23 protein-coding genes and 2 pseudogenes are annotated in these 25830 nt (G+C 67.1%); 20 read left to right on the top strand and 5 right to left on the bottom strand.

What is annotated here, in order from left to right; translation table 11 throughout:
- Nucleotides 1–57: 57 nt before the first annotated feature.
- From N536_RS0109475 to N536_RS41390, 7 genes are all read left to right on the top strand, one after another.
- Complete coding sequence (locus N536_RS0109475) at nt 58–666, top strand: TetR/AcrR family transcriptional regulator (protein WP_029113392.1); 609 nt, start codon at nt 58–60, stop codon at nt 664–666.
- On the top strand, nt 657–974 hold the full coding sequence (locus N536_RS37900; protein WP_064751529.1) for a hypothetical protein: 318 nt from the start codon (nt 657–659) through the stop codon (nt 972–974). The genes N536_RS0109475 and N536_RS37900 overlap by 10 nt, the downstream gene beginning before the upstream one ends.
- A gap of 79 nt (nt 975–1053) precedes the next feature.
- Complete coding sequence (gene ruvC, locus N536_RS0109465) at nt 1054–1608, top strand: crossover junction endodeoxyribonuclease RuvC (protein WP_029113391.1); 555 nt, start codon at nt 1054–1056, stop codon at nt 1606–1608.
- Nucleotides 1605–2195, top strand: coding sequence for a Holliday junction branch migration protein RuvA (gene ruvA / locus N536_RS0109460; RefSeq protein ID WP_029113390.1), 591 nt, complete (start codon nt 1605–1607; stop codon nt 2193–2195). The genes ruvC and ruvA overlap by 4 nt, the downstream gene beginning before the upstream one ends.
- Nucleotides 2192–3262 carry a Holliday junction branch migration DNA helicase RuvB gene (gene ruvB, locus N536_RS0109455; protein ID WP_029113389.1) on the top strand — a complete coding sequence of 357 codons (1071 nt, stop codon included), beginning with the start codon at nt 2192–2194 and terminating at the stop codon, nt 3260–3262. Before ruvA ends, ruvB begins: the two co-directional genes overlap by 4 nt.
- A gap of 87 nt (nt 3263–3349) precedes the next feature.
- Entirely contained in the window at nt 3350–3502 is a 153-nt protein-coding gene (locus N536_RS42110; RefSeq protein WP_155948528.1) for a hypothetical protein, read from the top strand.
- Between the two features lie 92 nt (nt 3503–3594).
- Nucleotides 3595–3981 carry a DUF1304 domain-containing protein gene (locus tag N536_RS41390; RefSeq protein ID WP_081809131.1) on the top strand — a complete coding sequence of 129 codons (387 nt, stop codon included), beginning with the start codon at nt 3595–3597 and terminating at the stop codon, nt 3979–3981.
- A 32-nt stretch (nt 3982–4013) separates the two neighbouring features.
- Here N536_RS41390 and N536_RS42910 read toward each other — a convergent pair.
- A pseudogene (locus N536_RS42910) lies at nt 4014–4637 on the bottom strand (GGDEF domain-containing protein); the annotation flags it as partial.
- Between the two features lie 672 nt (nt 4638–5309).
- Here N536_RS42910 and N536_RS0109435 point away from each other — a divergent pair.
- The 3 genes from N536_RS0109435 (at nt 5310) to N536_RS0109425 (ending at nt 6738) form a co-directional block, all read left to right on the top strand.
- Complete coding sequence (locus tag N536_RS0109435; protein WP_029113388.1) at nt 5310–5969, top strand: hypothetical protein; 660 nt, start codon at nt 5310–5312, stop codon at nt 5967–5969.
- Nucleotides 5970–6049: 80 nt separating this feature from the next.
- Nucleotides 6050–6304 carry a hypothetical protein gene (locus N536_RS0109430; RefSeq protein WP_029113387.1) on the top strand — a complete coding sequence of 85 codons (255 nt, stop codon included), beginning with the start codon at nt 6050–6052 and terminating at the stop codon, nt 6302–6304.
- Entirely contained in the window at nt 6301–6738 is a 438-nt protein-coding gene (locus N536_RS0109425; protein WP_029113386.1) for a type II toxin-antitoxin system VapC family toxin, read from the top strand. The genes N536_RS0109430 and N536_RS0109425 overlap by 4 nt, the downstream gene beginning before the upstream one ends.
- 1 nt (nt 6739) lies before the next feature.
- On the opposite strand, the gene N536_RS0109420 is transcribed toward N536_RS0109425, so the two are convergent.
- From N536_RS0109420 to N536_RS0109410, 3 genes are all read right to left on the bottom strand, one after another.
- Nucleotides 6740–8173 carry a gamma-aminobutyraldehyde dehydrogenase gene (locus N536_RS0109420; protein ID WP_029113385.1) on the bottom strand — a complete coding sequence of 478 codons (1434 nt, stop codon included), beginning with the start codon at nt 8171–8173 and terminating at the stop codon, nt 6740–6742.
- A 19-nt stretch (nt 8174–8192) separates the two neighbouring features.
- Complete coding sequence (gabT, locus tag N536_RS0109415) at nt 8193–9533, bottom strand: 4-aminobutyrate--2-oxoglutarate transaminase (RefSeq protein ID WP_029113384.1); 1341 nt, start codon at nt 9531–9533, stop codon at nt 8193–8195.
- Nucleotides 9534–9706: 173 nt separating this feature from the next.
- The gene (locus tag N536_RS0109410) at nt 9707–10117 is read right to left on the bottom strand and encodes a VOC family protein (protein ID WP_029113383.1); all 411 of its coding nucleotides are present in this window, start codon (nt 10115–10117) and stop codon (nt 9707–9709) included.
- 146 nt (nt 10118–10263) lie between these two features.
- Here N536_RS0109410 and yajC point away from each other — a divergent pair, with 146 nt between their 5' ends.
- The 6 genes from yajC to N536_RS0109380 all read left to right on the top strand — a co-directional run bounded on the left by yajC (nt 10264) and on the right by N536_RS0109380 (nt 18395).
- Nucleotides 10264–10632 (top strand): preprotein translocase subunit YajC, encoded by a 369-nt coding sequence (gene yajC / locus N536_RS0109405; RefSeq protein ID WP_029113382.1) that lies wholly within the window; start codon nt 10264–10266, stop codon nt 10630–10632.
- 83 nt (nt 10633–10715) lie between these two features.
- On the top strand, nt 10716–12548 hold the full coding sequence (gene secD, locus N536_RS0109400; protein WP_036435918.1) for a protein translocase subunit SecD: 1833 nt from the start codon (nt 10716–10718) through the stop codon (nt 12546–12548).
- Between the two features lie 4 nt (nt 12549–12552).
- Nucleotides 12553–13797: a protein translocase subunit SecF gene (gene secF / locus N536_RS0109395; protein WP_029113380.1), complete on the top strand. Its 1245-nt coding sequence runs from the start codon at nt 12553–12555 to the stop codon at nt 13795–13797.
- Nucleotides 13798–13802: 5 nt separating this feature from the next.
- The gene (locus tag N536_RS0109390; protein WP_029113379.1) at nt 13803–15446 is read left to right on the top strand and encodes an ABC transporter substrate-binding protein; all 1644 of its coding nucleotides are present in this window, start codon (nt 13803–13805) and stop codon (nt 15444–15446) included.
- A complete protein-coding gene (locus N536_RS0109385; protein ID WP_051574369.1) occupies nt 15431–16012 on the top strand; it encodes an adenine phosphoribosyltransferase in 582 nt (193 codons plus the stop codon). The genes N536_RS0109390 and N536_RS0109385 overlap by 16 nt, the downstream gene beginning before the upstream one ends.
- Before the next feature lie 76 nt (nt 16013–16088).
- Nucleotides 16089–18395 carry a bifunctional (p)ppGpp synthetase/guanosine-3',5'-bis(diphosphate) 3'-pyrophosphohydrolase gene (locus N536_RS0109380; protein WP_369798413.1) on the top strand — a complete coding sequence of 769 codons (2307 nt, stop codon included), beginning with the start codon at nt 16089–16091 and terminating at the stop codon, nt 18393–18395.
- Between the two features lie 4 nt (nt 18396–18399).
- Here N536_RS0109380 and N536_RS0109375 read toward each other — a convergent pair whose 3' ends face one another.
- A complete protein-coding gene (locus N536_RS0109375; protein WP_029113376.1) occupies nt 18400–19611 on the bottom strand; it encodes an MFS transporter in 1212 nt (403 codons plus the stop codon).
- Nucleotides 19612–19745: 134 nt separating this feature from the next.
- Here N536_RS0109375 and N536_RS0109370 point away from each other — a divergent pair, with 134 nt between their 5' ends.
- The 4 genes and pseudogenes from N536_RS0109370 to dxs all read left to right on the top strand — a co-directional run.
- The gene (locus tag N536_RS0109370; protein ID WP_029113375.1) at nt 19746–20078 is read left to right on the top strand and encodes a helix-turn-helix transcriptional regulator; all 333 of its coding nucleotides are present in this window, start codon (nt 19746–19748) and stop codon (nt 20076–20078) included.
- A gap of 177 nt (nt 20079–20255) precedes the next feature.
- On the top strand, nt 20256–22838 hold the full coding sequence (locus N536_RS0109365) for a helix-turn-helix transcriptional regulator (protein WP_197040109.1): 2583 nt from the start codon (nt 20256–20258) through the stop codon (nt 22836–22838).
- Between the two features lie 166 nt (nt 22839–23004).
- Nucleotides 23005–23301 (top strand): hypothetical protein, encoded by a 297-nt coding sequence (locus N536_RS42105; protein WP_155948526.1) that lies wholly within the window; start codon nt 23005–23007, stop codon nt 23299–23301.
- A 157-nt stretch (nt 23302–23458) separates the two neighbouring features.
- Nucleotides 23459–25336 (top strand): annotated as a pseudogene (gene dxs / locus N536_RS41385) (1-deoxy-D-xylulose-5-phosphate synthase); the annotation flags it as partial.
- Nucleotides 25337–25830 lie beyond the last annotated feature (494 nt).

The following is a 25830-nucleotide window of genomic DNA, read 5'->3' as shown; positions in this document are numbered from 1 at the left end:
CGACATTAGAACGCTGATTCTAGAACGTGTGCTCTAGTCTGTAGCCAGGAGGAACAAATGGCAAGGTCCACGCGGGAGTCGATCCTCACCGCCGCGTCAGAGCTGATGCGGCACAAGGGCTACGCCGCCGTGGGTATGAAAGACGTCGTCGCAGCGTCCGGTGCGCCGATCGGCTCGCTGTACCACCACTTCCCGGGCGGCAAGGCGCAGATCGCCCGCGAAGCACTGCTCAACGCCGGTGCGGCTTACGGACTGCTCATCCCGACCTTGGTGGATCCGCACGACGATCTCGGCGAGGCCATCGAGTCGGTCTTCAACCAGGCCGCGGCCGACATGGCCGCCACCGGTTTCGCCAACATGTGCCCGGTCGCCAGCGTCGCGGCGGAGATCGCCGACACCGTCGAGGAACTGCGCGAAACCTCCGCTTCCGTCTTCGCGGGCTGGCTCGACGGCGGCACCGCGTACTTCGTCGCGCGTGGTCTGCCGCCGAGCACCGCCCGCGACCTGGTGGTCGCGCTGGTCGGCGCGCTGGAGGGTGCGTTCGTGCTGGCGCGGACGTTGCGGGACACCGAGCCGTTGGTGGTCGCGGGACGCGTACTTGCGCCGCCGTACCGCGGAATCGCCCTCTCCCCGCGCGCGTCGGCGACAATGACCGCGTGGCAATAGTCCTCGACCCGCACGGCACGGCCTGGTCGGTACACCGTGTGTGGTGGCCGTTTCCCGGTGATCTGCTCGATTTCACCGACCTGTTCGAGATCGTGATCGGGCTGCTGTCCGTCCTGTTGTGGCCGTTCTGGCTGCTGACGAAATTCCTCGGCGCGCGCTGGGTCATCGTGATCGAGCGTGACGGCCACCGAGTGGGGCGGGAGCTGGTGCGTTGGTCGGGACCGGCGAAGCGGCGTGTCAACGACCTGCTCCTCGAGATCGGCCAGGGCAAGGTTCATGGCGCGGGGTCTGCGCAGTTCCTGATCTGAGACGCAGCGGGCGTGTCCTCCCCCGAGCCGTCCGAGCCGCCGGTTAAGGTATCGAACAGCTGTTCGGGAAGGGGCTGGCGTGCGGGTAATGGGTGTCGACCCTGGGTTGACGCGCTGCGGGTTGTCGGTCATCGAGAGCGGCCAAGGTCGCAAGGTGATCGCACTGGACGTCGACGTGGTGCGCACGCCCTCCGATCAAGCCCTGCAGATGCGACTACTGACCATCAGCGACGTCGTCGAGCACTGGCTGGACACCCACGTCCCGGACGTACTGGCGATCGAGCGGGTGTTCGCCAACCAGAACGCGAACACGGCGATGGGCACCGCGCAGGCCGGTGGCGTCATCGCCCTCGCTGCCGCCAGACGCAACATCGACGTGCACTTCCACACACCCAGTGAAGTGAAGGCGGCCGTCACCGGCAACGGTCGTGCCGACAAGGCTCAGGTCACCGAGATGGTCACCAGAATCCTTGGGCTGCAAACCAAGCCGACACCAGCCGACGCGGCGGACGCACTCGCGCTCGCAATCTGCCACTGCTGGCGTGCACCGATGATCGCGCGGATGGCCGCTGCCGAGGCCATGGCCGCCGAACAGCGGAAGACGTATCGGGCCAAGTTGAAGGCGGCAAGATGATCGCGTCGGTTCGCGGCGAGGTGCTCGACATCGCACTCGATCACGCCGTCATCGAGGCCGCCGGCGTCGGCTACAAGGTGATGACCACCCCGACGACGCTGGCGACGCTGCGGCGCGGAGCTGAAACCCGGCTGATCACTGCGATGATCGTCCGCGAGGACTCGATGACCTTGTACGGCTTCGCCGACGCCGAGTCACGCGACCTCTTCACCACGATGCTGGGGGTCTCCGGAGTCGGGCCGAAGATCGCGCTCGCGACTCTTGCGGTGTACGACGCGCAGTCCTTGCGCCAGGCGCTCGCCGACGGCGACGTGACCGCGCTGACCCGCGTGCCTGGCATCGGCAAGCGCGGCGCCGAGCGCATGGTGCTCGAACTGCGCGACAAGATCGGACCCGTGACGCCCGGCGCCGGGGTCAACGCCATCGGCCACGCCATCCGCGGGCCCGTCGTGGAAGCGCTTGTGGGCCTTGGGTTTGCGGCGAAGCAAGCCGAGGAGGCCACCGACAAGGTGCTGGCCAACGATCCCGAGGCCACGACGCAGAGCGCATTGCGCGCGGCGCTGTCGATGCTGGGGAAGACGGCATGAGCCGCTTCAACGACGATCAGGAATTCGAGGACACCACCGAACGGGAGGTGTCCGCGGCGCTGACCGTCGGTGAGGGCGACATCGAGGCGAGCCTGCGGCCGCGCACACTGGGTGAGTTCATCGGCCAGGCGAGGGTGCGCGAACAGCTGCAGCTGGTCCTGGAGGGGGCGAAGAACCGCGGCGGCACACCGGATCACATCCTGCTGGCGGGTCCGCCCGGTCTCGGCAAGACGTCGCTGGCGATGATCATCGCCGCAGAACTTGGCACGTCGCTGCGCGTGACGTCCGGCCCGGCGCTGCTGCGCGCCGGTGACCTGGCCGCGATGCTGTCCAACCTCGTCGAGCACGACGTGTTGTTCATCGACGAGATCCACCGCATCGCACGGCCTGCCGAGGAGATGCTCTATCTCGCGATGGAGGACTTCCGCGTCGACGTCGTCGTCGGCAAAGGGCCTGGGGCCACGTCGATTCCGCTCGACGTGGCACCGTTCACCCTCGTCGGCGCCACCACGCGATCCGGCGCACTGACCGGTCCACTGCGCGATCGGTTCGGCTTCACCGCCCACATGGACTTCTACGAACCGCCCGAACTGGAACGGGTGCTGTTTCGCTCGGCGGGCATCCTCGGCATCGAACTCGGCTCGGAAGCGAGCACCGAGATCGCCCGACGATCCCGAGGGACGCCACGCATCGCCAACAGGCTGCTACGCCGCGTCCGCGATTACGCCGAGGTGCGCGCCGACGGCGTCATCACGCGCGACGTCGCCAAGGCCGCGCTTGCGGTCTACGACGTCGACGAATTGGGCCTCGACCGGCTCGACCGTGCCGTCCTCTGGGCCCTCACCCGCAGCTTCGGCGGGGGCCCCGTAGGAGTCTCCACGCTCGCGGTGGCCGTCGGCGAAGAGTCGACGACCGTCGAGGAGGTGTGCGAGCCCTTCCTGGTGCGCGCGGGCATGCTCGCACGCACCCCCCGCGGCCGGGTCGCCACCCGGCTGGCGTGGACGCATCTTGGTCTGACGCCGCCCAGCGGTGTGACCGCGTTGGGGCAACCGGACCTGTTCGAGTAGGCACGGAGCCAATCGAGCAAACTCACCGTGACGAACGGGTTAATAGTTCCGGATCGGGGTAATCCGTCGACTACGGAAGGATTGCCCATGAACAACGACGTGACAGCGGTGATGCCGCTCTCGAAGCCGCCGAGCGCACCAGCGGAGCCGGCGGCCGCGGCCGCCATCTGTCCGGCGTGTGGCTATCCCACGCTCGAACCGAGCCTGTGCGCCTACTGCCGTCCGATGGTGGCGATGTAGAGCGCTGGCCGGCGAAGAGCGCACGCCGGCGGGGGAGGTGTGCGAGCCTTTCCTGACACGAGCGGGCATCCCGCGTAGTCACGGAGGACGCAATGGTCACCGCGGGTTTGATCTTCGCCGCGCTCGCTGCGGTACTGCACGTCTACATCTTCGTGTTGGAGTCGCTGTTGTGGACCGCGCCGCGAACCCGAGCCACGTTCGGCACCACGCTCGAAGAAGCCGAGGCCACCAAGCTCCTGGCGCTCAACCAGGGCTTCTACAATCTCTTCCTCGCCATCGTGACCGGCGTGGGCGTCGGTGTCACGAGCTCGGGCGGCACTCTGGTGGGTGCGGCCTTGGTCTTCGCGGGCGTCGGCTCGATGCTGGCCGCCGCGATCGTCCTGGTGGCGTCGTCGCGGGACAAGGCGCGTTCGGCAGTGATCCAGGGGGCGTTCCCATTGGTGGCCGTCGTCCTACTCGCCGTCGGCTTGGCGACGTAGATCTCCTCGGTGCGGCCGGCGACGTACACCTGGTCACCGCCCGCGCGCTTGGCCTTGTACATGGCACGGTCGGCCGACTCCACCAGATCCTGAACGAAGGCACGAACGCCGTTCTCCGGAGCGCGTGCCAATGATGCGGTCGCCACTCCGACACTGGCCGTGACGTTCCACGGCGTCTTCGCGATCTGGTGACGAAGCCGTTCGGCCATGCCGATGGCGGCGTGCTCGGCTCCCACCACGGCCACCACGAACTCCTCACCGCCGATGCGCGCGGTGATCGAATCGCTCCGCCGGGTGCGCCGCAGGATGTTGGCGATCGCGATCAGCGTCTGGTCGCCTGCGGCGTGCCCAGCGGTGTCGTTGACGCGTTTGAACGCATCCAGGTCGACCATCACGATCGCAAGAACGGCCGACCGGCTGCCCATCGACTCGGCGGCCAGGGCACGCGCCGACCGGTCGAAGGCGCGCCGGTTGGGCAGGTCGGTCAACGGATCGGTGTCCGACTTGAGGGCGTCGGTGCCGAGCACGTGGACCAGCACTTGGGCCGAGAACGGCACGGCGAGGATGCTCACGAAGATCACCAGAAGTTTGCTCACGGCGAGCGCAGGTCCGACGTATTCGCTGATCTGGATTGCGAGGACGGTGGTGGTACCCATCGCCACCAACAGCGTCAGGGCGAGATAACGGCTGGTGTGGAAGAACGCCACGTATCCGGCGAGCGCCGCGAACACGGTGGCGATCTGAAGGCCCGAATCGGCTCTGGATTGAGCCAGGCACGACGCCGCGATGCACGCACTGGCAGCGGTCGCGAACACCAGGGATTGGGTACGCGTCGGCCACCGGGTCAGCCACAGCGTGGCCATCACCGCGCAACATGCGATCACCGCCACGCCGATGACGCGAAACAGCAGGTCGTCGGGCCCGACGTCGCTCAGCAGAATCAGCAACGGAACCAGCGCGAGCACGAGCACGATGCCCGCCATCATGAAGCGAGTGAAGCGCTGCAGGTTGCGTGCCGCCAGATAAGTCGACAGCCACTCGTAATGGTCGGGCTGTCGCCACCACCGGCGAATCCAGTCCACTGCTCTATGCCCAACTCTTCGAGGTCGTCGGCCCTAGCCGTGGAGACGGTGTGGGCGGGTGGTCCGATCTATCGAAACTCCGTCGCGGCATCCCCCGACCAACGCATGCTACCGACAAAATTGCACTTTGCTGGAGAGTTGGGCGACTTTCAGCGGATGACGGGCAACACGGCGTGCAGCGACGTCGCCGGCAGCGGTTAGGTGGTCCGTCCGAGGGGTATGTCTTCCGGCGACTGAGGAGGACAAATGAACGATATCGATACGCGCCACAGCACCCGCGGCGGACGACTGCGCATGCCGCGCAGCCGAGGTGCGGCAAGTGGCTTCCTGCTGATTCTGCTGGGCATCTGGGGTGCGGTGATTCCGTTCATCGGCTCCAACTTCGACTTCGCCTACAGCCAAGGACAGGCCTGGACGGCGGGCCGAGGCTGGCTCGAAGTCCTGCCGGGTGCGGTCACCGTCTTGGGCGGGTTGTTCCTGCTGGTGTCGAGCAACCGTGCCACCGCGATGCTCGGTGGCTGGCTGACCGTCATCGCCGGGGCCTGGTTCGTGGTCGGCCGGGCCTTCGCCGGGCCGTTGGCGCTCGGCGACGTCGGCACGCCCGTTGCAGCGAGCGACACCAAGCGCGTGTGGCTCGAGCTCACGTACTTCTACGGACTTGGTTCGTTGATCGTGTTCCTCGGTGCCCTGGCGCTGGGACGCTTGTCCGTCCGCAGCGTGCGTGACGTCGAGTACGCGCGACGACCGATCGCCGCCGCGGCGGAGCCGGCACAGGTGCGGGAGCCGGTGCCGGTCAGTGAATCGAGGACCGAGGTGCTGCCGCCAGCAGACGAGTCGCAGCCGCGGCGCCGCGGTTGGCGCGACGTGTTCCGTGGCGGTGGCGGCCGCAGGCTAGTCCACCACTGATCGCTGGACCTGGTCGTTCATTGACGACGCGCGACCATTGACAGCATAGCATCACGAAGTGTGATGCTATGCTGTCAATTGTGCGCACAACCGTGACTCTCGACGATGACACGCTCTCCTTGGTCCATCGCCTCATGAAGGAGCGCGGAGTCTCGTTCAAGAAAGCCCTCAACGATGCGATCCGCGAAGGCGCACAGCACCGACCGGCGACCGCACGGTTTGAGACCAGTACCGCGGACCTGGGCGTCCCCACGGTCAACCTCGACCGGGCCCTGCAAGTTGCGGCTGAGTTGGAGGACGAAGAACTGATTCGCCGTCAGCGGCGAGGCGCATGAGAATCGTCGACGCAAACGTTTTGTTGTATGCGGTCAACTCGGTCAGCGAGCACCACGCGGCTAGCAAACGGTGGCTCGACGGCGCCTTGTCCGGTGCCGATACGGTCGGTCTGTCTTGGGTACCGCTGCTCGCCTTCGTCAGACTTACCACCAAGCAGGGATTGTTCCCGACGCCGTTGACCATTGGCGACGCGATGCAGCAGGTCGCGGACTGGTGCACCGCCCCAGGCGCAGTCGTGGTCGGTCCCACCCCGCGCCACGCCGATGTCCTCGCGGGCTTGCTTGCGCGGGTCGGCACCGGAGGAAACCTCGTCAACGACGCGCACCTGGCTGCCCTCGCGGTGGAGCATCGCGCCGGAATCGTCAGCTACGACAGCGATTTCAGCCGCTTCGAGGGTGTCCGTTGGGATACCCCCGACGCCCTTCTGTCTTGAGTCAGCCGGTGTAGACCATCACGTGCTTGATGCGCGTGTAGTCCTCGAGCCCATACATCGACAGATCCTTGCCGTGGCCGGAGGACTTGTAGCCACCGTGCGGCATCTCGGCGACCAACGGGATGTGGGTGTTGATCCACACGCAGCCGAAGTCCAGCGCATTGGACATCCGGATCGCCCGCGACACGTCCTTGGTCCACACCGATGACGCCAGGCCGTATTCGACGCCGTTGGCCCAGGCGAGTGCTTCGTCCTCGTCGGTGAACGACTGCACGGTGATGACGGGTCCGAAGATCTCGTTCTGGATCATCCGGTCATCCTGTAGCAGGCCGCCGACGACCGTCGGCTCTACGTAGAAACCCTTGTCGCCCTGGCGGTTTCCGCCGACGGCTACCTTGGCGTGAGTCGGCACGTCGGAGAAGAAGCTCAGGACGCGTTCCATCTGATTGACGTTGTTCACCGGGGGGACCCACGCGTCCTCGTCGTCGGAACCCCGTCCGAACGTCGTGGTCGCCGCCTTGGCCTGCTCGGCCAGCGCGTCAGTCAGGTCGCCTGCGATGGAGGCGGGCGCGAGGACCCGGGTGGCGGCAGTGCAATCCTGCCCGGCGTTGAAGTAGCCCGCCATGGCGATTCCCTCAGCGGCAGCGCCGATGTCGGCGTCGTCGAACACGATCACCGGCGCCTTGCCGCCCAGTTCCAGATGGGTGCGCTTGAGGTTGCCGCCCGCACTGACCGCGACAGCACGGCCCGCGGCGACCGACCCCGTGATGGACACCATCTCCGGTGTCGGATGGGCGACGACGGCGGCACCGGTTACCCGGTCGCCGGTGACGACGTTGAGCACACCCGGAGGCAGGTGTTTGGCGGCCAGTTCGGCCAGCATCACCGTGGTGACGGGGGTGGTGTCGCTGGGCTTGATCACCACCGTGTTGCCCGCGGCGACGGCGGGGCAGAACTTCCAGATGGCCATCATCATCGGGTAATTCCACGGCGCCACCTGGCCGATCACGCCGACTGGCTCGCGCCGGATCCACGACGTGTGACCCTCCATGTACTCGCCGGCCGACTTGCCCTCCAAAACCCTTGCGGCACCGGCGAAGAAGCGGATCTGGTCAAGCATCGGCGGAATCTCTTCTGCCGCGGTGACGTGGTTGGGCTTGCCGGTGTTGCGGCCCTCGGCGGCGACGAGGTCCTCGGCCGCCTTCTCGACCTCGTCGGCGAAGGCCAGTAGCGCCTTCTGCCGCTGCGACGGCGTGGTGCGCTTCCAGTCCTTGAAAGCCCTTGCGGCAGCGGCGTAGGCGTTGTCGACGTCCTCGTCGTTGGAAATCGGCGCGGTGCCGTACTGCTCGCCCGTGGCTGGATCGACCAGCGGCATCGTTGCACCGCTGACCGAGTCGACCAGCTCTCCGCCGATGAAGTTCTGCACGGTGGTCACGAAGATCGACTCCTATCGGTTAGAGGTCCGCGAGGACTTGGGCGAGCACGTCGAGCCCTTCTTCGAGGAGCTCGTCGCTGATGGCCAGGGGTGGGAGGAAACGCAGCACGTTGCCGTACGTCCCGCAGGACAACACGATGACGCCTGCCGCATGGGCGCCAGCGCACAACGCCTTGGTGAGGTCGCCGTCGGGTTCGGTGGTGCCGGGCTTCACGAGTTCGACGGCGATCATCGCGCCACGACCGCGGACGTCGCCGATCCGGTCGTCGTCGGCCTGCATGCGGTGCAGGCGCCCCTTCATCAGAGTCTCGATCTCCTTGGCGCGCGCGACGAGGCCGTCGGCTTCGATGGTCTCGATGGTGGCCAGGGCGGCGGCGCACGCCACCGGATTGCCGCCGTAGGTACCGCCGAGCCCACTGGCGTGTGGTGCGTCCATGATCTCGGCGCGGCCGGTGACCGCCGAGAGGGGCATTCCGCCGGCGATGCCCTTGGCCGTGACGATCAGGTCGGGGTCGATGCCCTCGTGCTCGCAGGCGAACATGGCGCCGGTGCGGGCGAATCCGGTCTGCACCTCGTCGGCGATGAACACGACGTCGTTGTCTCGGCACCAGGCCAGCAGCGCAGGCAGGAATCCCTCCGCGGGAACGATGAAGCCGCCCTCGCCTTGGATCGGCTCGATGATGACGGCGGCGAGATTCGCGGCGCCGACCTGTTTGTCGATCACGTTGATCGCCCGCAGCGCGGCCGCCTCACCGTCGGTGGCCAGTTCCTTGCCGAACTCGGCGTCGCGGAACGGGTACGACAGGGGAGCCCGGTAGATCTCCGGCGCGAAGGGGCCGAAGCCGTGCTTGTAGGGCATCGACTTCGCGGTCAGCGCCATCGTCAGGTTCGTGCGGCCGTGATAGGCGTGGTCGAACGACACCACCGCCTGCTTGCGCGTGTAGGTGCGCGCAATCTTGATCGCGTTCTCGACCGCTTCGGACCCGGAATTGAACAGAGCCGAACGGGTCTCACCGTTGATCGGCGTGAGCCGGTTGAGCTGCTCGCAGACGGCGACGTACTCCTCGTACGGCGTCACCATGAAGCAGGTGTGGGTGAAGTCGGCAGCCTGTGCGGCGACGGCCTCGACGACCCGCGGCGACGCGTTGCCGACGGTGGTCACCGCGATGCCCGAGCCCAGGTCGATCAGCCGGTTGCCGTCAACGTCCTCGACGATGCCGCCCCCCGCCCTCGCGGCGTACACGGCCATCGTGGTGCCAATGCCGGCCGACACGGCCGCGACCTTGCGTTCGATGAGGGCCGCGGACTTGGGTCCCGGAATGGGTGTGGCCAAATGGCGGGTCTGTTCGAGGGTGCTCACGGAAGACTCCTGCAGGGTGGCGGCGATGTGGTCGATTGGCGCCAGGGCGGCGTCACGGCGTCGTGTCAGAGCCTAGTCGGCGAATGTCGACGCGCGACCGAAAACGTCGGCACGGAGCGCGTTCCAGCATGGAATGCGTACGCGTCAAGCACAAATGGTGCGTATTCGGTCGTTCAGGGCCTGTCGTAGTGACAGACCGCCTCGAGTTTGAAGCCCCACGGGTCCAGCCAGAACGTGGCGTAGTAGGGCGGCGGATACTGCGCGAAGTGCTGCGGCTCGTGCAGCACTTCGCCGCCGGTAGTGAGAGCGAGTTCGGAAACCACCCGATGAACGTCGTCGACGACTGCGCGCGTGCGCACGATGAACGCCAGGTGCTGCAGTCCGGTTCGGTGCGGGGAGTACTCGGACTCCTCGGCCGACGGATAGAAGAACAGGTAGGTACCGGGTTTTCCGCCGGCGGGACGGTAGGCGAACTCGTCGTCGTTCGACAGGAACAACTGAAATCCCAGCAGCGGCATCAGTTCGCCGTAATAACGCTTTGCGGCGGGCAGATCAGGCACGTTCACGCCCATGTGGCCGAGCATTTCGTGACGCTAACAGCCAGGACGGGTGACGGGGCGCTCGGCCGGCCGCGGCCGTGATGGCACACTGGATGACCAAGTGGCCGCCCGGTGATCCGTCCGTCCGGGGACCGTCAACCGCATGACCGACATGAAAGACTGTTGCCGCGATGGACCTCGTCGTCTTCCTGCCCCTACTGATCATCCTCGGCGCGTTCATGTTCTTCGCGTCCCGCCGCCAGAAGAAGGCCATGCAGGCCACCATCAACCTGCACGAGTCCTTGATCATCGGTGACCGCATCCACACCACGTCGGGTCTGCAGGGCACCATCACCGGCATCGGCGACGACACCGTCGACCTCGAGATCGCGCCGGGCGTCGTCACCACGTGGATGAAGTTGGCCGTCCGCGACCGCATCGAGACCGACGAGGACGACGACATCGACGAGGACGACACCGACATCGACGAGAACGACGTCGAAGAGAACCCGGTGGTCACCGATGCGCCCGCCGATCCCAACCAGGTCAAGAAAGACTGACCGCTCCACCACCAATTCGGGTCTCAGCCCGACCCCGTACCCTTTGCGGTGCTGACTTACAGACCTGAGGAGATCCAAGCAACGTGGCATCGTCTTCTGCGCCGGTGCACCCGTACCGCTACCTGACGCTCTTTCTGGTTCTACTGATCGGTGCTTACCTCCTGGTGTTCCTCACCGGGGACAAGCAAGCCAAGCCGAAACTCGGCATCGATCTGCAGGGCGGGACGCGCGTCACGTTGACCGCACGTACCCCGGACGGCTCGGCCCCCACCCGCGAAGCACTGGCGCAGGCACAGGACATCATCAGTGCCCGCGTCAACGGGCTGGGCGTCTCCGGGTCCGAGGTCGTGGTCGACGGCGACAACCTCGTCATCACGGTGCCGGGAAATGATGGCAACGAGGCCCGCAACCTCGGCCAGACCGCGCGCCTCTACATCCGACCCGTGATCCACGTGATGCCGGCCCAAGGCAAGGCGCCAGCACCAGGCCAGGCCCCGCCGGGATCGGTCCCCGGCGCACCGGGCGCCCCTGGCGCACCCGGACTGCCCGGCGCGCCTGGACTGCCCGGCGCACCGGGCATGCCGCCACTCATCGCGCCTGCCGAGCCGGGCGCACCGATCGCGCCGCCCGGAGTGCCGGCGGGGGAGGCGCCGCCTGCGGAGCCAGCACCGCCGGCTCCCGCGCCCCAGCCGCGGCCCTATCCGGAGGCGCCGCCGTCGCCCACGCCTGCGCCTACCCCGGCACCAGGTCCCGCGCCGAGCCCTGCCCCGCCGAGTCCTGCGCCGGGGAAGCCCAACCCGAAGGCCGACCTGGCCCAGCGGATCGCCGACGAGAAGGCGCTCCGCCAGAGCACCGACCAGCAGATCCAGGTGCTGGCGTTGCAGTTCCAAGCCACCCGCTGCGGTGACGAGGACGTGCTGGCCGGCAACGACGATCCCAACCTGCCGCTGGTGACCTGCTCGCAGGACCACACTCAGGTGTACCTGCTGGACAAGTCGATCATCAGCGGCGAGGGCATCCAGAACGCGACGTCCGGGCTCGATCAGCAGCGCGGCGAGTACGTCGTGGATGTGGAGTTCAAGAGCGACGCGGCTAACGTCTGGGCCGACTTCACCGCGGCCAACGTCGGCACGCAGACTGCGTTCGTCCTCGACTCGCAGGTGGTCAGTGCGCCGGTGATCAACGAGGCCATCCCCGGTGGACGTACGCAGGTCACCGGTCAGTTCACCGCCGACTCGGCACGCGAACTGGCCAACGTGCTGAAGTACGGTTCGCTGCCACTGTCATTCGAGTCGTCCGAAGCCGAAACGGTCTCGGCGACACTGGGATTGACGTCGCTTCGAGCCGGCCTCATCGCGGGCGCCATCGGTCTGGCGCTGGTCCTGGTCTACTCCCTGCTCTACTACCGGGTGCTCGGACTGTTGACCGCGCTCTCGCTGGTCGCCTCCGGCGCAATGGTTTTCGCGATCCTGGTATTGCTGGGTCGGTACATCGGGTACACGCTCGACCTTGCCGGCATCGCCGGTTTGATCATCGGCATCGGCACCACCGCCGACTCGTTCGTGGTGTTCTTCGAACGCATCAAGGACGAGATTCGTGAGGGACGTTCGTTCCGGTCGGCCGTGCCTCGCGGTTGGGCCAGGGCCCGCAAGACCATCCTGTCGGGCAACGCCGTGAGCTTCCTGGCCGCCGCGGTGCTGTACTTCCTGGCCGTCGGACAGGTGAAGGGCTTCGCGTTCACGCTCGGCCTGACCACCATCCTCGACGTCGTGGTGGTGTTCCTGGTCACCTGGCCGCTGGTGTACCTGGCGTCCAAGACGACCACGCTGACCAAGCCGGCGTTCAACGGTCTCGGAGCGGTGCAACAGATCGCCCGGGAACGTCGCGCCGCAGCAACTGTGTCTGGAGGGAGGTAGCGACATGGCCGCCAAGCACGGTAAGGACACCGACGACGACGTCGTCGTCGACGCCGATCTCACCGGTGAGGAACTGACCGCATCCGGTTCCGCCGCACCACGGCACGGCTTCTTCGTCCGGCTCTACACCGGGACGGGCGCGTTCGACGTCGTCGGCAAGCGCAAGCTGTGGTTCGCGATCAGCGGTGTGATCGTGGGTATCGCGCTCATCAGCATTCTGGTTCGCGGCTTCACGTTCGGCATCGACTTCGAGGGCGGCACCAAGGTGTCCTTCCCGCGCGGTGACGCGTCGACCCAACAGGTCGAGGACGTGTTCGCCCGGACACTGGGCGCGGGCCCCGACTCGGTCGTGGTCGTCGGCAACGGCGCGTCGGCCACGGTGCAGATCCGGTCGGAAACGCTGGACAACGCCGAGACCGAGAAGCTGCGCAACGCGCTGTTCGACGCCTTCCAGCCGAAGGGCGCCGACGGACAGCCCAGCAAGCAGGTCATCAGCGACTCCGCGGTGTCGGAGACCTGGGGTGGTCAGATCACCAAGAAGGCGCTCATCGCGCTCGTGGTGTTCCTGGTGCTGGTCTCGGTCTACATCGCGGTGCGCTACGAGCGCTACATGGCCCTGTCCGCGCTGGCCGCGCTGGTGTTCGACCTGCTCACCACGGCGGGTGTCTACTCACTCGTCGGATTCGAGGTCACGCCTGCCACGGTCATCGGCCTGTTGACGATTCTCGGCTTCTCGCTCTACGACACCGTCATCGTGTTCGACAAGGTGGAGGAGAACGTGCACGGCTTCGAGCACACCACTCGAAGGACCTTCGCCGAACAGGCGAACCTCGCGATCAACCAGACCTTCATGCGGTCGATCAACACCAGCCTCATCTCCGTGCTGCCGATCGTGGCGCTCATCATCGTCGCGGTCTGGATGCTCGGTGTCGGCACGCTCAAGGACCTGGCGGTGGTGCAGCTGGTCGGCGTCGTGGTCGGCACCTACTCGTCCATCTTCTTCGCCACGCCGCTGCTGGTCACGCTTCGCGAGCGGACGGAGATCGTGCGGGCCCACACGCGCCGGGTGATGAACCGGCGGAAGGGCGCGGCAGCCAAGAGCGGTCCCAACGACGTCACCGACGCGGCCGAGCCCGAGGCGATCGGCGTCTCCGCGGCCGCCGCGCCGGCGCCCGACAAGCCCGTGCCCGGAGCGAAGCCGATCCGTCCGAGCGGGAAGCCGTCGGGCAAGCGGAGTCCCAGGCGGTAAGCCCGATGACTGCCCGGTCCCGGCGCGCCGCGATCGTGGCGACCGCGCTGCTGCTCGTCGGTGCGCTCGCGCTGTCAGCGTGTTCGGTGGGCACCGCCGACGAGATCGACTACGCCGTCGACGGAACCCTCATCACCTACAACACCAACACGGTGGCGGGTGCGGCGTCGGGCGGACCGCAGGCGTTCGCGCGCGTACTGACCGGCTTCAACTACCACGGCCCCGAAGGCCAGGTGATCGGTGACAGGGACTTCGGGACCATCGCGGTGGTCGGCCGCGCACCGCTGGTGCTGGACTACCAGATCAGCGACAGCGCCGTGTACTCCGACGGAAAACCGGTCACGTGCGACGACATGGTGCTGGCCTGGGCGGCGCAGTCGGGTCGCTTCCCGGGTTTCGACGCGGCCAGCCGCGCGGGCTACGGCGACGTCGCGACCGTCGACTGTGCGTCCGGGCAGAAGAAGGCACGGGTCACGTTCGCCCAGGACCGGGCCTTCGTCGACTTCGGACAGCTCTTCGCGGCGACCACGATGATGCCGTCGCACGTGATCGCGGACGAGCTCGGCGTCGACGTCACCACGGCACTGCAGACGGGTGACGCCCCGACCATCGACCGCATCGCGTCGATGTGGAACACCACGTGGAACCTCACACCGGATCTGGATCTCAAGCGGTTCCCGTCCTCCGGCCCCTACAAGCTGGACTCCGTCACGGCGGACGGCGCGGTGGTGCTCGTCGCGAACGACAAGTGGTGGGGGGCGAAGCCCGTCACGGGCAAGATCGTCGTGTGGCCACGGGGCGCCGACATCCAGGAGCGCGTCAACAAGGGCTCCTTCGACGTCGTCGACGTCGCCACCGGGTCGTCCGGCACGCTCAACCTCCCCGATGACTACGTCCGCACCGATGCCCCGTCGGCGGGCATCGAGCAGCTCATCTTCGCGGCCGGGGGACGCCTGGCCGATCCGGCGGCCCGCCGCGCCGTCGCCCTCTGCACGCCCCGCGACGTGATCGCCCGCAACGCCGAGGTACCGATCGCCAACAGTCGACTCAACCCCGCAGCCGAGGATGCGGTCACGGCCGCCGAGACGTCGCCGGAAGCCGACCAGTTCAACGTGGCGAACCCGGACGCGGCGCGAGCCGCGATCAACGGGCAACCCCTGACCGTGCGCATCGGATACCAGACTCCGAATGCGCGACTCGCGGCAACGGTGGGCACCATCGCCAGATCGTGCGCGGCCGCCGGCATCACGGTGCAAGACGCCGCTTCCGACACCGTCGGCCCGCAGGCGTTGCTCCACAACCAGATCGACGTCCTGCTCGCCAGCACGGGGGGAGCGGCGGGTAGCGGCTCTACCGGGTCGTCGTCGATGGACGCCTACGGCCTGCACAGCGGCAACGGCAACAACCTGTCGGGATACGTCAACGAGCGGGTCGATGGTGTCATCAACGCGCTCGCCGTGACATCGGATCCCAAGGAGCTGGCGCGGCTGCTGGGAGAAAGCAGCCCGGTGCTGTGGGCCGACATGCCGACATTGCCGCTGTACCGCCAGCAGCGAACCCTGGTGACGTCGACGAAGATGTACGCCGTGAGCAGTAACCCGACGCGCTGGGGCGCAGGCTGGAACATGGACCGATGGATGCTGAAGTGAGCGGCAGTTCCGGTAAGCACGCCGCGAGTGGCGACGGTGACGTCACCGACGTGTCGACGGTGATCGCCTCGCTCACCCGCGAGGTCGCCGACTTCCCGGAACCCGGGATCCAGTTCAAGGACCTCACGCCCTTGTTGGCCGATGCGCGGGGCTTCGCGACGGTGACCGATGCGCTGGCCGAGACCGCCTCCGGCGCGGATCTGGTGGCGGGTGTCGACGCCCGCGGGTTCCTGCTCGGCGGCGCGGTCGCGCTGCGCCTGGGCGTCGGCGTGCTTGCCGTCCGGAAGGGCGGCAAGCTGCCGCCGCCGGTGCACTCGGAGTCCTACAAGCTCGAATACGGGACGGCCACGCTCGAGGTTCCGGCCGACGGCATCGAGCTCGCGGGACGCAGGATCGTGATCATCGACGACGTGCTGGCCACCGGAGGCACGATTGCCGCCACGGCACAGCTGCTCGGCGCGGCCGGTGCGATCGTCACCGGTGCCGCCGTGGTGCTCGAGTTGGCGGCTCTCGGCGGCAGGGAAAAGCTGCATCCGTTGCCCGTCACCAGCCTGTACGTGGTGTGAGGGATATCCTCGAGGAGGGTACGACCGAGCAGGAGGTGTTGCGATGGCCGATGATGCTCTGACGCAGACCCAGCCGATGCCGGTCGTCGTGCCCGACGCCCCTGCCGATACCCCCAAGACGACCACCAGCGCGTCGCGGCGGGTACGAGCCCGGCTGGCCCGCCGGATGACCGCACAGCGCAGCACGATCAATCCGGTGCTCGAACCGTTGGTTGCGGTGCACCGCGAGATCTACCCGAAGGCCGATCTGGCGTTGCTGCAGCGTGCCTACGAGGTCGCCGAGCAGCGGCACGCCGGGCAGTTGCGCAGCTCCGGTGATCCCTACATCACGCATCCGTTGGCCGTGGCCAACATCCTGGCCGAGCTCGGCATGGACACCACCACGCTGGTCGCTGCGCTGCTGCACGACACCGTCGAGGACACCGGCTACACGCTGGACGCGCTGACCGCCGAATTCGGTGAGGGGGTCGGCCATCTGGTCGACGGGGTCACCAAGCTCGACAAGGTGGTGCTGGGCAGCGCCGCCGAGGGCGAGACCATCCGCAAGATGATCATCGCGATGGCCCGCGATGCGCGGGTGCTGGTGATCAAGGTCGCCGACCGGTTGCACAACATGCGGACCATCCGATTCCTGCCGCCCGAGAAGCAGGCCCGGAAGGCCCGCGAGACGCTGGAAGTGATTGCGCCGCTGGCACATCGGCTGGGCATGGCCACGGTCAAGTGGGAGCTGGAAGACCTGTCGTTCGCGATCCTGCACCCGAAGAAGTACGAGGAGATCGTCCGGCTGGTCGCCGACCGGGCGCCGTCGCGTGACACCTACCTCGCCAAGGTACGTGCCGAGATCAACGCCACACTCTCCGCGTCGAAGATCAACGCCGTGGTGGAGGGCAGGCCCAAGCACTACTGGTCGATCTATCAGAAGATGATCGTCAAGGGTCGCGACTTCGACGACATCCACGACCTGGTGGGCGTGCGGATCCTGTGTGACGAGATCCGTGACTGCTATGCGGCCGTCGGCGTCGTGCACTCGCTGTGGCAGCCGATGGCCGGCCGGTTCAAGGACTACATCGCCCAACCGCGCTACGGCGTGTACCAGTCGCTGCACACCACGGTGGTCGGGCCCGAGGGCAAGCCGCTGGAGGTGCAGATCCGCACCCGCGACATGCACCGCACGGCCGAGTACGGCATTGCGGCGCACTGGCGGTACAAGGAAGTCAAGGGCCGCAACGGCGTTCCGACGGGACACTCCGCCGCCGAGATCGACGACATGGCCTGGATGCGGCAACTACTGGACTGGCAGCGGGAGGCCGCCGACCCCGGTGAGTTCCTGGAGTCGCTGCGCTACGACCTCGCCGTCCAGGAGATCTTCGTGTTCACCCCGAAGGGTGACGTGATCACGCTTCCCACGGGGTCGACGCCCGTCGACTTCGCGTACGCCGTGCACACCGAGGTCGGGCACCGCTGCATCGGCGCCAGGGTGAACGGCCGCCTGGTGGCGCTGGAACGCAAGCTCGAGAACGGCGAAGTGGTCGAGGTGTTCACGTCGAAGGCGATGAACGCAGGCCCGTCGCGGGACTGGCAGACCTTCGTGGTGTCGCCGCGCGCGAAGGCCAAGATCCGGCAGTGGTTCGCGAAGGAGCGGCGCGAGGAGGCGCTGGAGTCCGGCAAGGACTCCATCGCGCGCGAAGTCCGTCGTGGCGGACTTCCGTTGCAGCGCTTGATGAACGGCGAATCGATGGCCGCGCTCGCGCGGGAGTTGCGCTACGTCGACGTGTCGGCGTTGTACACCGCGGTCGGGGAGGGCCACGTCTCCGCGCGGCACGTCGTGCAGCGCCTGCTGGCCCAACTCGGTGGTGACGAAGAGGCCGAGAACGAGATCGCCGAGCGGTCGACGCCGGCCACCATGCCGGTGCGGCAGCGCACCAACGACGACGTCGGTGTCGCCGTCCCCGGGGCGCCCGGCGTGTTGACCAAGTTGGCGAAGTGCTGCACCCCGGTGCCCGGTGACAACATCATGGGCTTCGTCACCCGCGGTGGCGGCGTCAGCGTGCACCGCACCGACTGCACCAATGCCACGTCGCTGCAACAACAGTCGGAACGCATCATCGAAGTCGAGTGGGCCCCGTCGCCGTCGTCGGTCTTCCTGGTGGCGATCCAGGTCGAAGCGCTCGACCGGCACCGGCTGCTCTCCGACGTCACCCGGGTGCTGGCCGACGAGAAGGTCAACATCCTCTCGGCGTCGGTGACCACGTCCAATGATCGGGTTGCGATCAGCCGCTTCACGTTCGAGATGGGCGATCCCAAGCACCTCGGGCACGTGCTCAACGTCGTCCGCAACGTCGAGGGCGTGTACGACGTCTACCGCGTGACGTCCGCGGCGTAACCGGTTAGGCCGTTTCCGGTGTCTTTCGTACCCGAGTGCTGACGGCACCGACCACGGCTGCGACGATGCATGCGATGGCCGTGGCCCCGGCGAACCAGGGGAACACCGCACTCAGCGGCCACCGGGTCGCCGCCCAGCCTGCCACGATGGTCGGGACTGCCATGGCCGTGTAGGCCAGTAGATAGAACGCCGACATCGTCTCGCCGCGCCGGTCTGCGGGCACCACGTCCGCCAAGTGCCGAAGTGAGCCACCGAAGCCGAGGCCGAACGTCGCGCCGAGCAGCGCTGCGGCGGCGAGCACCCAGATCCAATTGTGCGTGGCCAATACCGGAATCATCGCGAGCAGCACCGCTCCCATGCCGACGTCCCCGAGGATTGCCGCACGCCGGGCCGGCACCCGCGACGCGCAGAGCTGGCACAGCGCAGCCGCGAATGCCGTCGTGCCGGCCACGGCGCCGCCGAACACCAGGTTGTGCATGTTGGCCTGTTGGGCGGCCAGCGATGGGTACAGCGAAAGCAGCACGCCGAGCACCGACCAGGACGCCATGGCGCCGAGGGCCGCGAACCAGAAGTCGCCGCGGATCTCATGCGGCACTGCGGGTTTGGCGATCCGGATGGGCCCACGTGTGCGCTCGGAATGCGGTTCGCGCAGGGCGATGACACCGACGCCCACGACGGCGCAGATCACCGCGACCACGGCGTAGGGGGTGCGCATCGGATGTGGGGCGTACTGGGCCAGCACCGCCGAGCCGAGGATGGCCACCGTCATCCCGATGTTGAAGCTGACGCCGCTGAGTTGACCGGACCGCGCGCCGTGGTCGGGACGTAGGTCGAGCAACGCTGCCGCGCCTGCCACCACGATGGACCCGACGGCGGCGCCGTGGATGGTGCGCGCCACCAGCAGCAGTGCCATGTTGTCGGCGACGAGGAACACACCGAGTCCGACGATCATCGCCACCAGCGCGCCGAGCAGGACCGGCTTGCGGCCGATCACGTCGGAGATGCGACCCGACACCAGCACCGCGCCGAGAGCCGCGACCGCGTAGACGGCGAACACCACGGTGGTGGCCAGCGGGGAGAGGTGCCAGACCTCCTCGTACATGCCGTAGAGCGGCGCAGGGAGGCCGGATACGCCCAGGGCTACGCCGCTGAGGACGAGCAACAGGGAGTAGGCCCCGCGCTGTGTCTGCGTAGTGACTCGGTCGGCCGCGACCACTGCCACGATCCCTCCTAGCCGAGGTAGGTTTGACGAAGGTCGAACCGAATCGAGGGTACGCTTGGTTTGATGATCGTCAAACCTGCGGTGATGATCTGGGGCGAGCGAAGCGACGGGGGATTGGAGGCCACAGCATGACGCCATCGCAGGTTGGCGACCTCGCCGCGAATCCCGTCGGCACCGTGCAGCAAGTACTGGCGGCGCTGGCCGATCCGGTCCGCCTCGAGATGGTCCGTCGGCTGCGCAACGCCGGCGCGGCGGTGCCGTGCGCCTTGCTCTACGACGGGATCAACAAGTCGACGGCCACGCACCACTTCAAGATTCTGCGCGAGGCAGGTCTCACCGAGCGCCTGGTCATCGACGGTCACACCTACCAGCGGCTGCGGACCGAACAGGTCGATGCCGCCGTGCCGGGACTGCTGAATTCGGTTGTCGGAAGCGCCAACCGCGAGGTCGGATCGGCCTAGTCCAGGCGTTTTCGGCGTGATCGGTCGCGCTGGGGATAACCGATCACGCCGAAATCGCAGGCGGGCGGTGTCGCGGAAGTCTCAACCGCTCGTCGCCAAAGTGACCTGCTGCATGGCCGGCGCTCTTAGGCTCTTGGGGTGCAGTTGACGTGGCCGTTAACCGGTCGCTCGGGGGAGATGGCAGCTATCGATGCCGCCATCTCCGCTCCCGATGTCTCCGGGATCGTCGTTCGTGGAGCGACGGGTGTCGGAAAGAGCGCGATCGCCCGCGAGGGGTTGTCGGCTGCCGCGGCGCGGGGAGGCGAGGTCCGGTGGGCCGTCGGCACATCCTCGGCGCGGGCGGTTCCACTGGGTGCGTTCACCGCGTGGGCCGAGTCGGGCGTCATCGACACCGTCCAGTTGTTGCACGGGGTGATCGAATCGTTGACCGCCGCCTCCGTCGGCACCACGGTGGTCGTGGGTGTCGATGACGTACACCTGCTGGACGACCTGTCGATCTTCGTCGTCCAGCAGATCGTGCAGCGCGGCACGGCCAAGCTCGTGCTCACCGTCCGCGACGGTGAACCGATTCCCCCTGCAATCCAAGAGATTTGGACAGGTGGCCGGTTCAACTACCTCGAGGTGCAGCCGCTGTTGCCCGACGAAGCCACCACGCTGCTGTCGGCGGCCTTGGGCGGAGCGGTGGATCCAGACGCCGCCCAACGGCTCTGGCGCCTGACCCGCGGCAACGTCTTGTACCTGCGCAACATCGTGGAGCAGGAACTCGCCGACGGGCGAATTGCACTGCAGCACGGCCTGTGGCGGTGGACCGGCGAGCCGATCATGCCGCCGAGCCTCGTGGAGTTGATCGAATCGCGCATCGGAGCGCTGCCCATGCCGGTCGGCGACGTGATCGACGCGCTGGCCGTGGGGGAGCCGATCGAGCTGGCGTCGCTGCACCGCATCACCGATCCAGCGGCGGTCGAGGACGCTGAGAGTCGTGGCCTCATCACCCTCGAACCTGCTGCGGGCGGTCCGCAGGTGCGGGTGGGCCATCCGCTCTACGGTGAGGTGCGGCGTAGGCGCGCGCCGGCGACCCGGCTGCGGCGGCTGCGCGGGCTGGTCGCCGCCGAACTCGCGGCGTCCGACGACCGCGACGACATTCGGGTCGTCGTGCACCGTGCGACGCTGAGCATCGACTCCGACCTCACCCCGGAACCCGACCTGCTCGTTCGGGCTGCTACCGGAGCCGTGTGGCTGGCGGATCTGCCCCTTGCGGATCGGCTCGCCCAAGCGGCAATCCGTGCCGGAGCGGGCCTGGAACCGAACTTCGTTCGCGTGCATGCACTTTCGTGGCTGGGCCGTGGCGAGGAGGCTGATGAAATTCTCGCGAAGATCGACGCCAGTCGATTGACGAACGGCGACCACGGCAGATTTGCGTTCTTGCGCGCGAGCAATGCGCTGTGGGCTCTTGGCGATCCGGCGCGCGCGAAGGACATCATCGACGACGCGTCCCGCACCACGTCACCGCAGTCCCGCAGTTACATCGATGCCTTTCTCACGGTGTATTGGTTCGCGATGGACCGACCCGATTTGGCGATCCAGGCGTCACGAGATCTCGCACTGGACACGTTGCCCGAGGTCGTGGGCGCTGAGATTGCCGGGGTGCTCGCCGTCATAGCCGGGGACGCGGGGCGCACCACCGAAGCTGTGGCGATCGCAGACGCCGGCTATACCGCCGCGACTCGCTCGCTCGATGCGCCGCACATGCGATTCAACATCGCCGACGCGCACGTCAGCGCGCTGCTGTTGGCCGGACGGATCGAGGAAGCCGTCGATGTGGCCGAGCGCACGCGCCGCCAGGCGGCCGATCTGCCCGGGGCAGCTCAGCTACTGGGTCCCGCCATTGCGGGCCGGGCCGCACTGGGTGCCGGCCAACTGGTTTCGGCGTGTACGTCGTTGGAACAGGCGACGATTGCGCTGTCCGCTTCGGGCTACGCCATGGGCTGGGGGTTCCGGTATCAGGTTCCGGGCACCACCGCGCTCGCGATGTGCGGCTCGGAGGAGGAGGCCGCCGCAGGACTTGCCGCGCTCGACACGGTTCGGCGTCCGTTTCGATCGCTCGATTATGAGCGCAGCCTTGCCCGGGCTTGGGTGGTAGCCGGCCAGGGTGCGGTCAGCGAGGCGATCACCGTCTTGTCATCGGCGGCGGAAAGGGCCGCAGGAACGGGCCGATTCGCCGCCGAAGTGATGTGCCTGCAGACCGCGGTTCAGTTCGGGGCGCGATCGGTCGCCGAGCGGCTGCGCGAGCTCGAAGCGCTCGTCGAGGGGCCGCGCGTCGGGCTTGCTGCCCGGTTTGCCGAGGCCCTGCGTGACGGCAATGCCGCCGAATTAGAGGCTGTCTCTGAAGAATTCGAGCGTATGGGCGATGTCGTCGCGGCCGTCGATGCGGCGGCGCACGCCGCCCTCGTGTACCGTCGCGAAGGTCGGCGGGGATCGGCATTGCGCTGCTCCGAACGGGCGTCGGCCATCGCTGAACGATGCGGCGTCAGCACCCCGGCGCTTCGTCAAGCCGCGGAACCCTTGCCGCTGACGGATCGCGAACGAGAAGTCGCAAACCTGATCGCTCAGGGGTTGGCCAACCGCGAAATCGCCGAACGGTTGTCGCTTTCCCATCGCACCGTCGAAAGTTACATCTATCGGGCCATGGCGAAGACCGGTACCAGTACCCGCGAAGAACTCGCCGCGCTCCTGTCCCGCCGCAAGCCCCGAACGGCGTGAACAGCGCGCCCTGACGCCTGCACCGGGGCGCCGTCGCCATGGTTGTCGCGAAACCACAGTCAAGCAGCCTCCGTGCGGAGGTCAGATTGCAGTGGCGCACTACTGCGCACGTCGCAACTAACGCGAGCGACGATTGTCTGGTCACAACTCCGAAGGGAGGCGCAAAGTGTCCGACTTAATCGCGGCACAGAATGATTCACGGTATGCCGCCGAAGATCCTGAGAACGTCACTGTAGCGGCGAGCCGGCCGCTGGTCCTCATCACCGAACAGGAAGTGGCCTTTAGCACTGCGGCAGCCGCGGCGTTGCCGCGGTCGAAGCCAAGCCATGGGCTGATTGCCGCCGTGCGCGCGATGTTTTCGAGTTCGGCTGGGGATGCGCAGCCAGTACCGCGGCATTATCCACCGCGCCGCCCTGCCTACCTCGAGCATGCCGCAATGGCGCGAGAAATGCACAGGCTGTGACGGCGAACCGACCCGTTCTTCGACTGAGGTCTTGGATCTCTTGCCGTCGTTTCGCCAGGACATCGCGGAAGGCAGGATTATGGGTGAGGCAAGCACATCGGTCGCATCCGACGGCATCAGCGTTGACCGGCCTTCGCCCCCCAGCCAATCCGATCCCCTGGCCGTCCTTGGCCATATCCGGGATCCGCATGACTTGCAGGGATTGTCGCGCGATGAGTTGACGAGACTCGCAGATGAGATCAGGGCATTCCTCATTGAAAAGGTGTCGGCTTCAGGGGGACATCTCGGTCCGAACCTTGGTGTCGTCGAGTTGACCATCGCCCTTCATCGGGTATTCGAGTCGCCGCGTGATGCATTGATCTTCGACACCGGCCATCAGGCCTACCCGCATAAGCTTCTGACGGGCCGCCAAGACGACTTCGACCGGTTGCGGGCCTCAGGCGGCCTGTCGGGGTATCCGTCGCGGGCAGAAAGCGACCACGACTGGGTCGAGTCTTCGCATGCGTCGGCGGCGCTTTCCTACGCGGACGGGTTGGCAAAGGCATTCGAACTGACCGGCAGTAAAGATCGCCGCGTGGTCGCGATCGTTGGTGACGGCGCCCTCACCGGTGGAATGTGTTGGGAGGCAATGAACAACATCGCTGCCGGCAAAGCCCGTCGCGTCATTGTCGTGCTCAACGATAACGGCAGGTCTTATGCACCAACGATCGGCGGAATTGCCGACCGTCTGACGAGCCTCCGGACGCGCCCCGGTTACGAGCGGCCCCTGGCCTCGGTGAAAAGGGATATTGCCAAGCTGCCGCTGCTCGGACGTCCCATCCATTCGCTACTGCACGCGGTAGGGGAAGGATTGAAGGATGCGTTGAGTCCGCGAACGTTGTTCGGAGATTTGGGCATCGGGTATCTCGGCCCGATCGACGGACACGATATTTTTGCGCTAGAGACGGCCCTACGTGAGGCAACGGACGTGGGTGGCCCAGTCATCGTCCACACGGTGACCCAGAAAGGAATGGGATACCGCCCGGCGGAGGAAGATACGGCTGACCGCATGCATGCGTGCGGACCGATCGATCCTCGAACTGGCAAACCGAAGCCAGCCACCGATGCTCCGCAATGGACGGACGTCTTTGCCAGTGAGCTGCTCCAATGGGGTACGCGCCGCGACGACATCGTTGCGATCACCGCCGCGATGCCGGGGCCGACCGGTTTGGCGGCGTTTGGAAAGCGGTTCCCCAACCGGATGTTCGATGTGGGGATCGCGGAGCAACACGCGGTCACATCCGCAGCGGGGCTGGCGCTCGGCGGCATGCATCCGGTGGTCGCCATTTACTCGACCTTTCTGAACCGCGCCTTCGACCAAGTGATGATGGATGTCGCACTGCTGAAATTGCCCGTGACATTCGTTTTGGACCGGGCAGGCATAACAGGGCCCGATGGGGCCAGCCACAACGGCGTGTGGGATTTGTCGCTGTTGGGCATGGTGCCCGGCATGCGAGTCGCAGCCCCACGCGATGCCGCTTCGCTCCGCGAACTGTTCGGCGAGGCGCTCGGTGTCGATGACGGCCCGACCGCGGTCCGGTTCCCGAAGGGATCGGTGGGTGCGGATATCGAAGCCCTGGAACGAGTCGATGGCGTCGATGTACTTTGCCGCCCAAAGGATCCAGATGTTCTGTTGGTCGCGGTCGGGCCGATGGCGTCGGTCGCCCTGAGGGCGACGGCGACACTGGCGAAGCGTGGTGTGGCCGGTCTGGTGGTCGATCCTCGGTGGGTGCTTCCAGTGCCCGCGCAAGTGGTGAAACTTGCCGGCGATGTTCGCCTGGTCGTGACGCTCGAAGAGTCGGGGCTACACGGCGGGGTTGGCGCGGCCGTGGCGGCCCGGATGCGCGAGGCGCGGATCGACACACCGGTGCGCAGTGTCGGTGTGCCGCAACGGTTCCTCGCTCACGCCTCGCGCAGCGCAATTCACGCCGACCTCGGACTGACGGCCGCGGACCTGGTCACCAACATTTGTTTCTGGGTTCAGGCGCTGGCATCCCCCTTGGCCGGCGGTGTCGAGGGCGCTGAGCTGGAATTGCGTTGCGAGGGAGCGCATAGCGTCGGCGTCGCGGAGTGGCAGCCGTTCCAGGGCGCCGAAGGCCAGATGGTCGGCGATCATCATGCGGCGCACTTGGATCTGCGGCAGTTCGCCGGTCAGCGGTGCTTCCGGCAGGGCTTCGATGAGGGCGAAGGTGGCGGCGACGAGAAGCGGTCCCGTTGAGGGCGACATCGAGCGCAGATCACCGAGGCCGAGGACGTCGGCGGCCGGGCCCGAACTGTTGGTGAGTCCAGCCTCGGCGGCGGGCTTGGGCGACGCAGCTAAAAGCTGGTGGATCGCGCCGTCGGCGGAACGCCGCACCCGCTTCAGCATCGTGGCCCAGCGAACCGGCGATTGGGCGGCCCGCACCGCTTCCACCAGCCCCAGACTTCGCCGGTAGGGCGTCGGCGCCCCGACGGCCATGCAAAAGTACGCGGTGGTGGTGATCGTCAGAT

It is taken from the genome of Mycobacterium sp. URHB0044 (genome assembly GCF_000620625.1).
Taxonomy (GTDB): domain Bacteria; phylum Actinomycetota; class Actinomycetes; order Mycobacteriales; family Mycobacteriaceae; genus Mycobacterium.
This window is presented reverse-complemented; position numbering and strand designations above follow the sequence as displayed.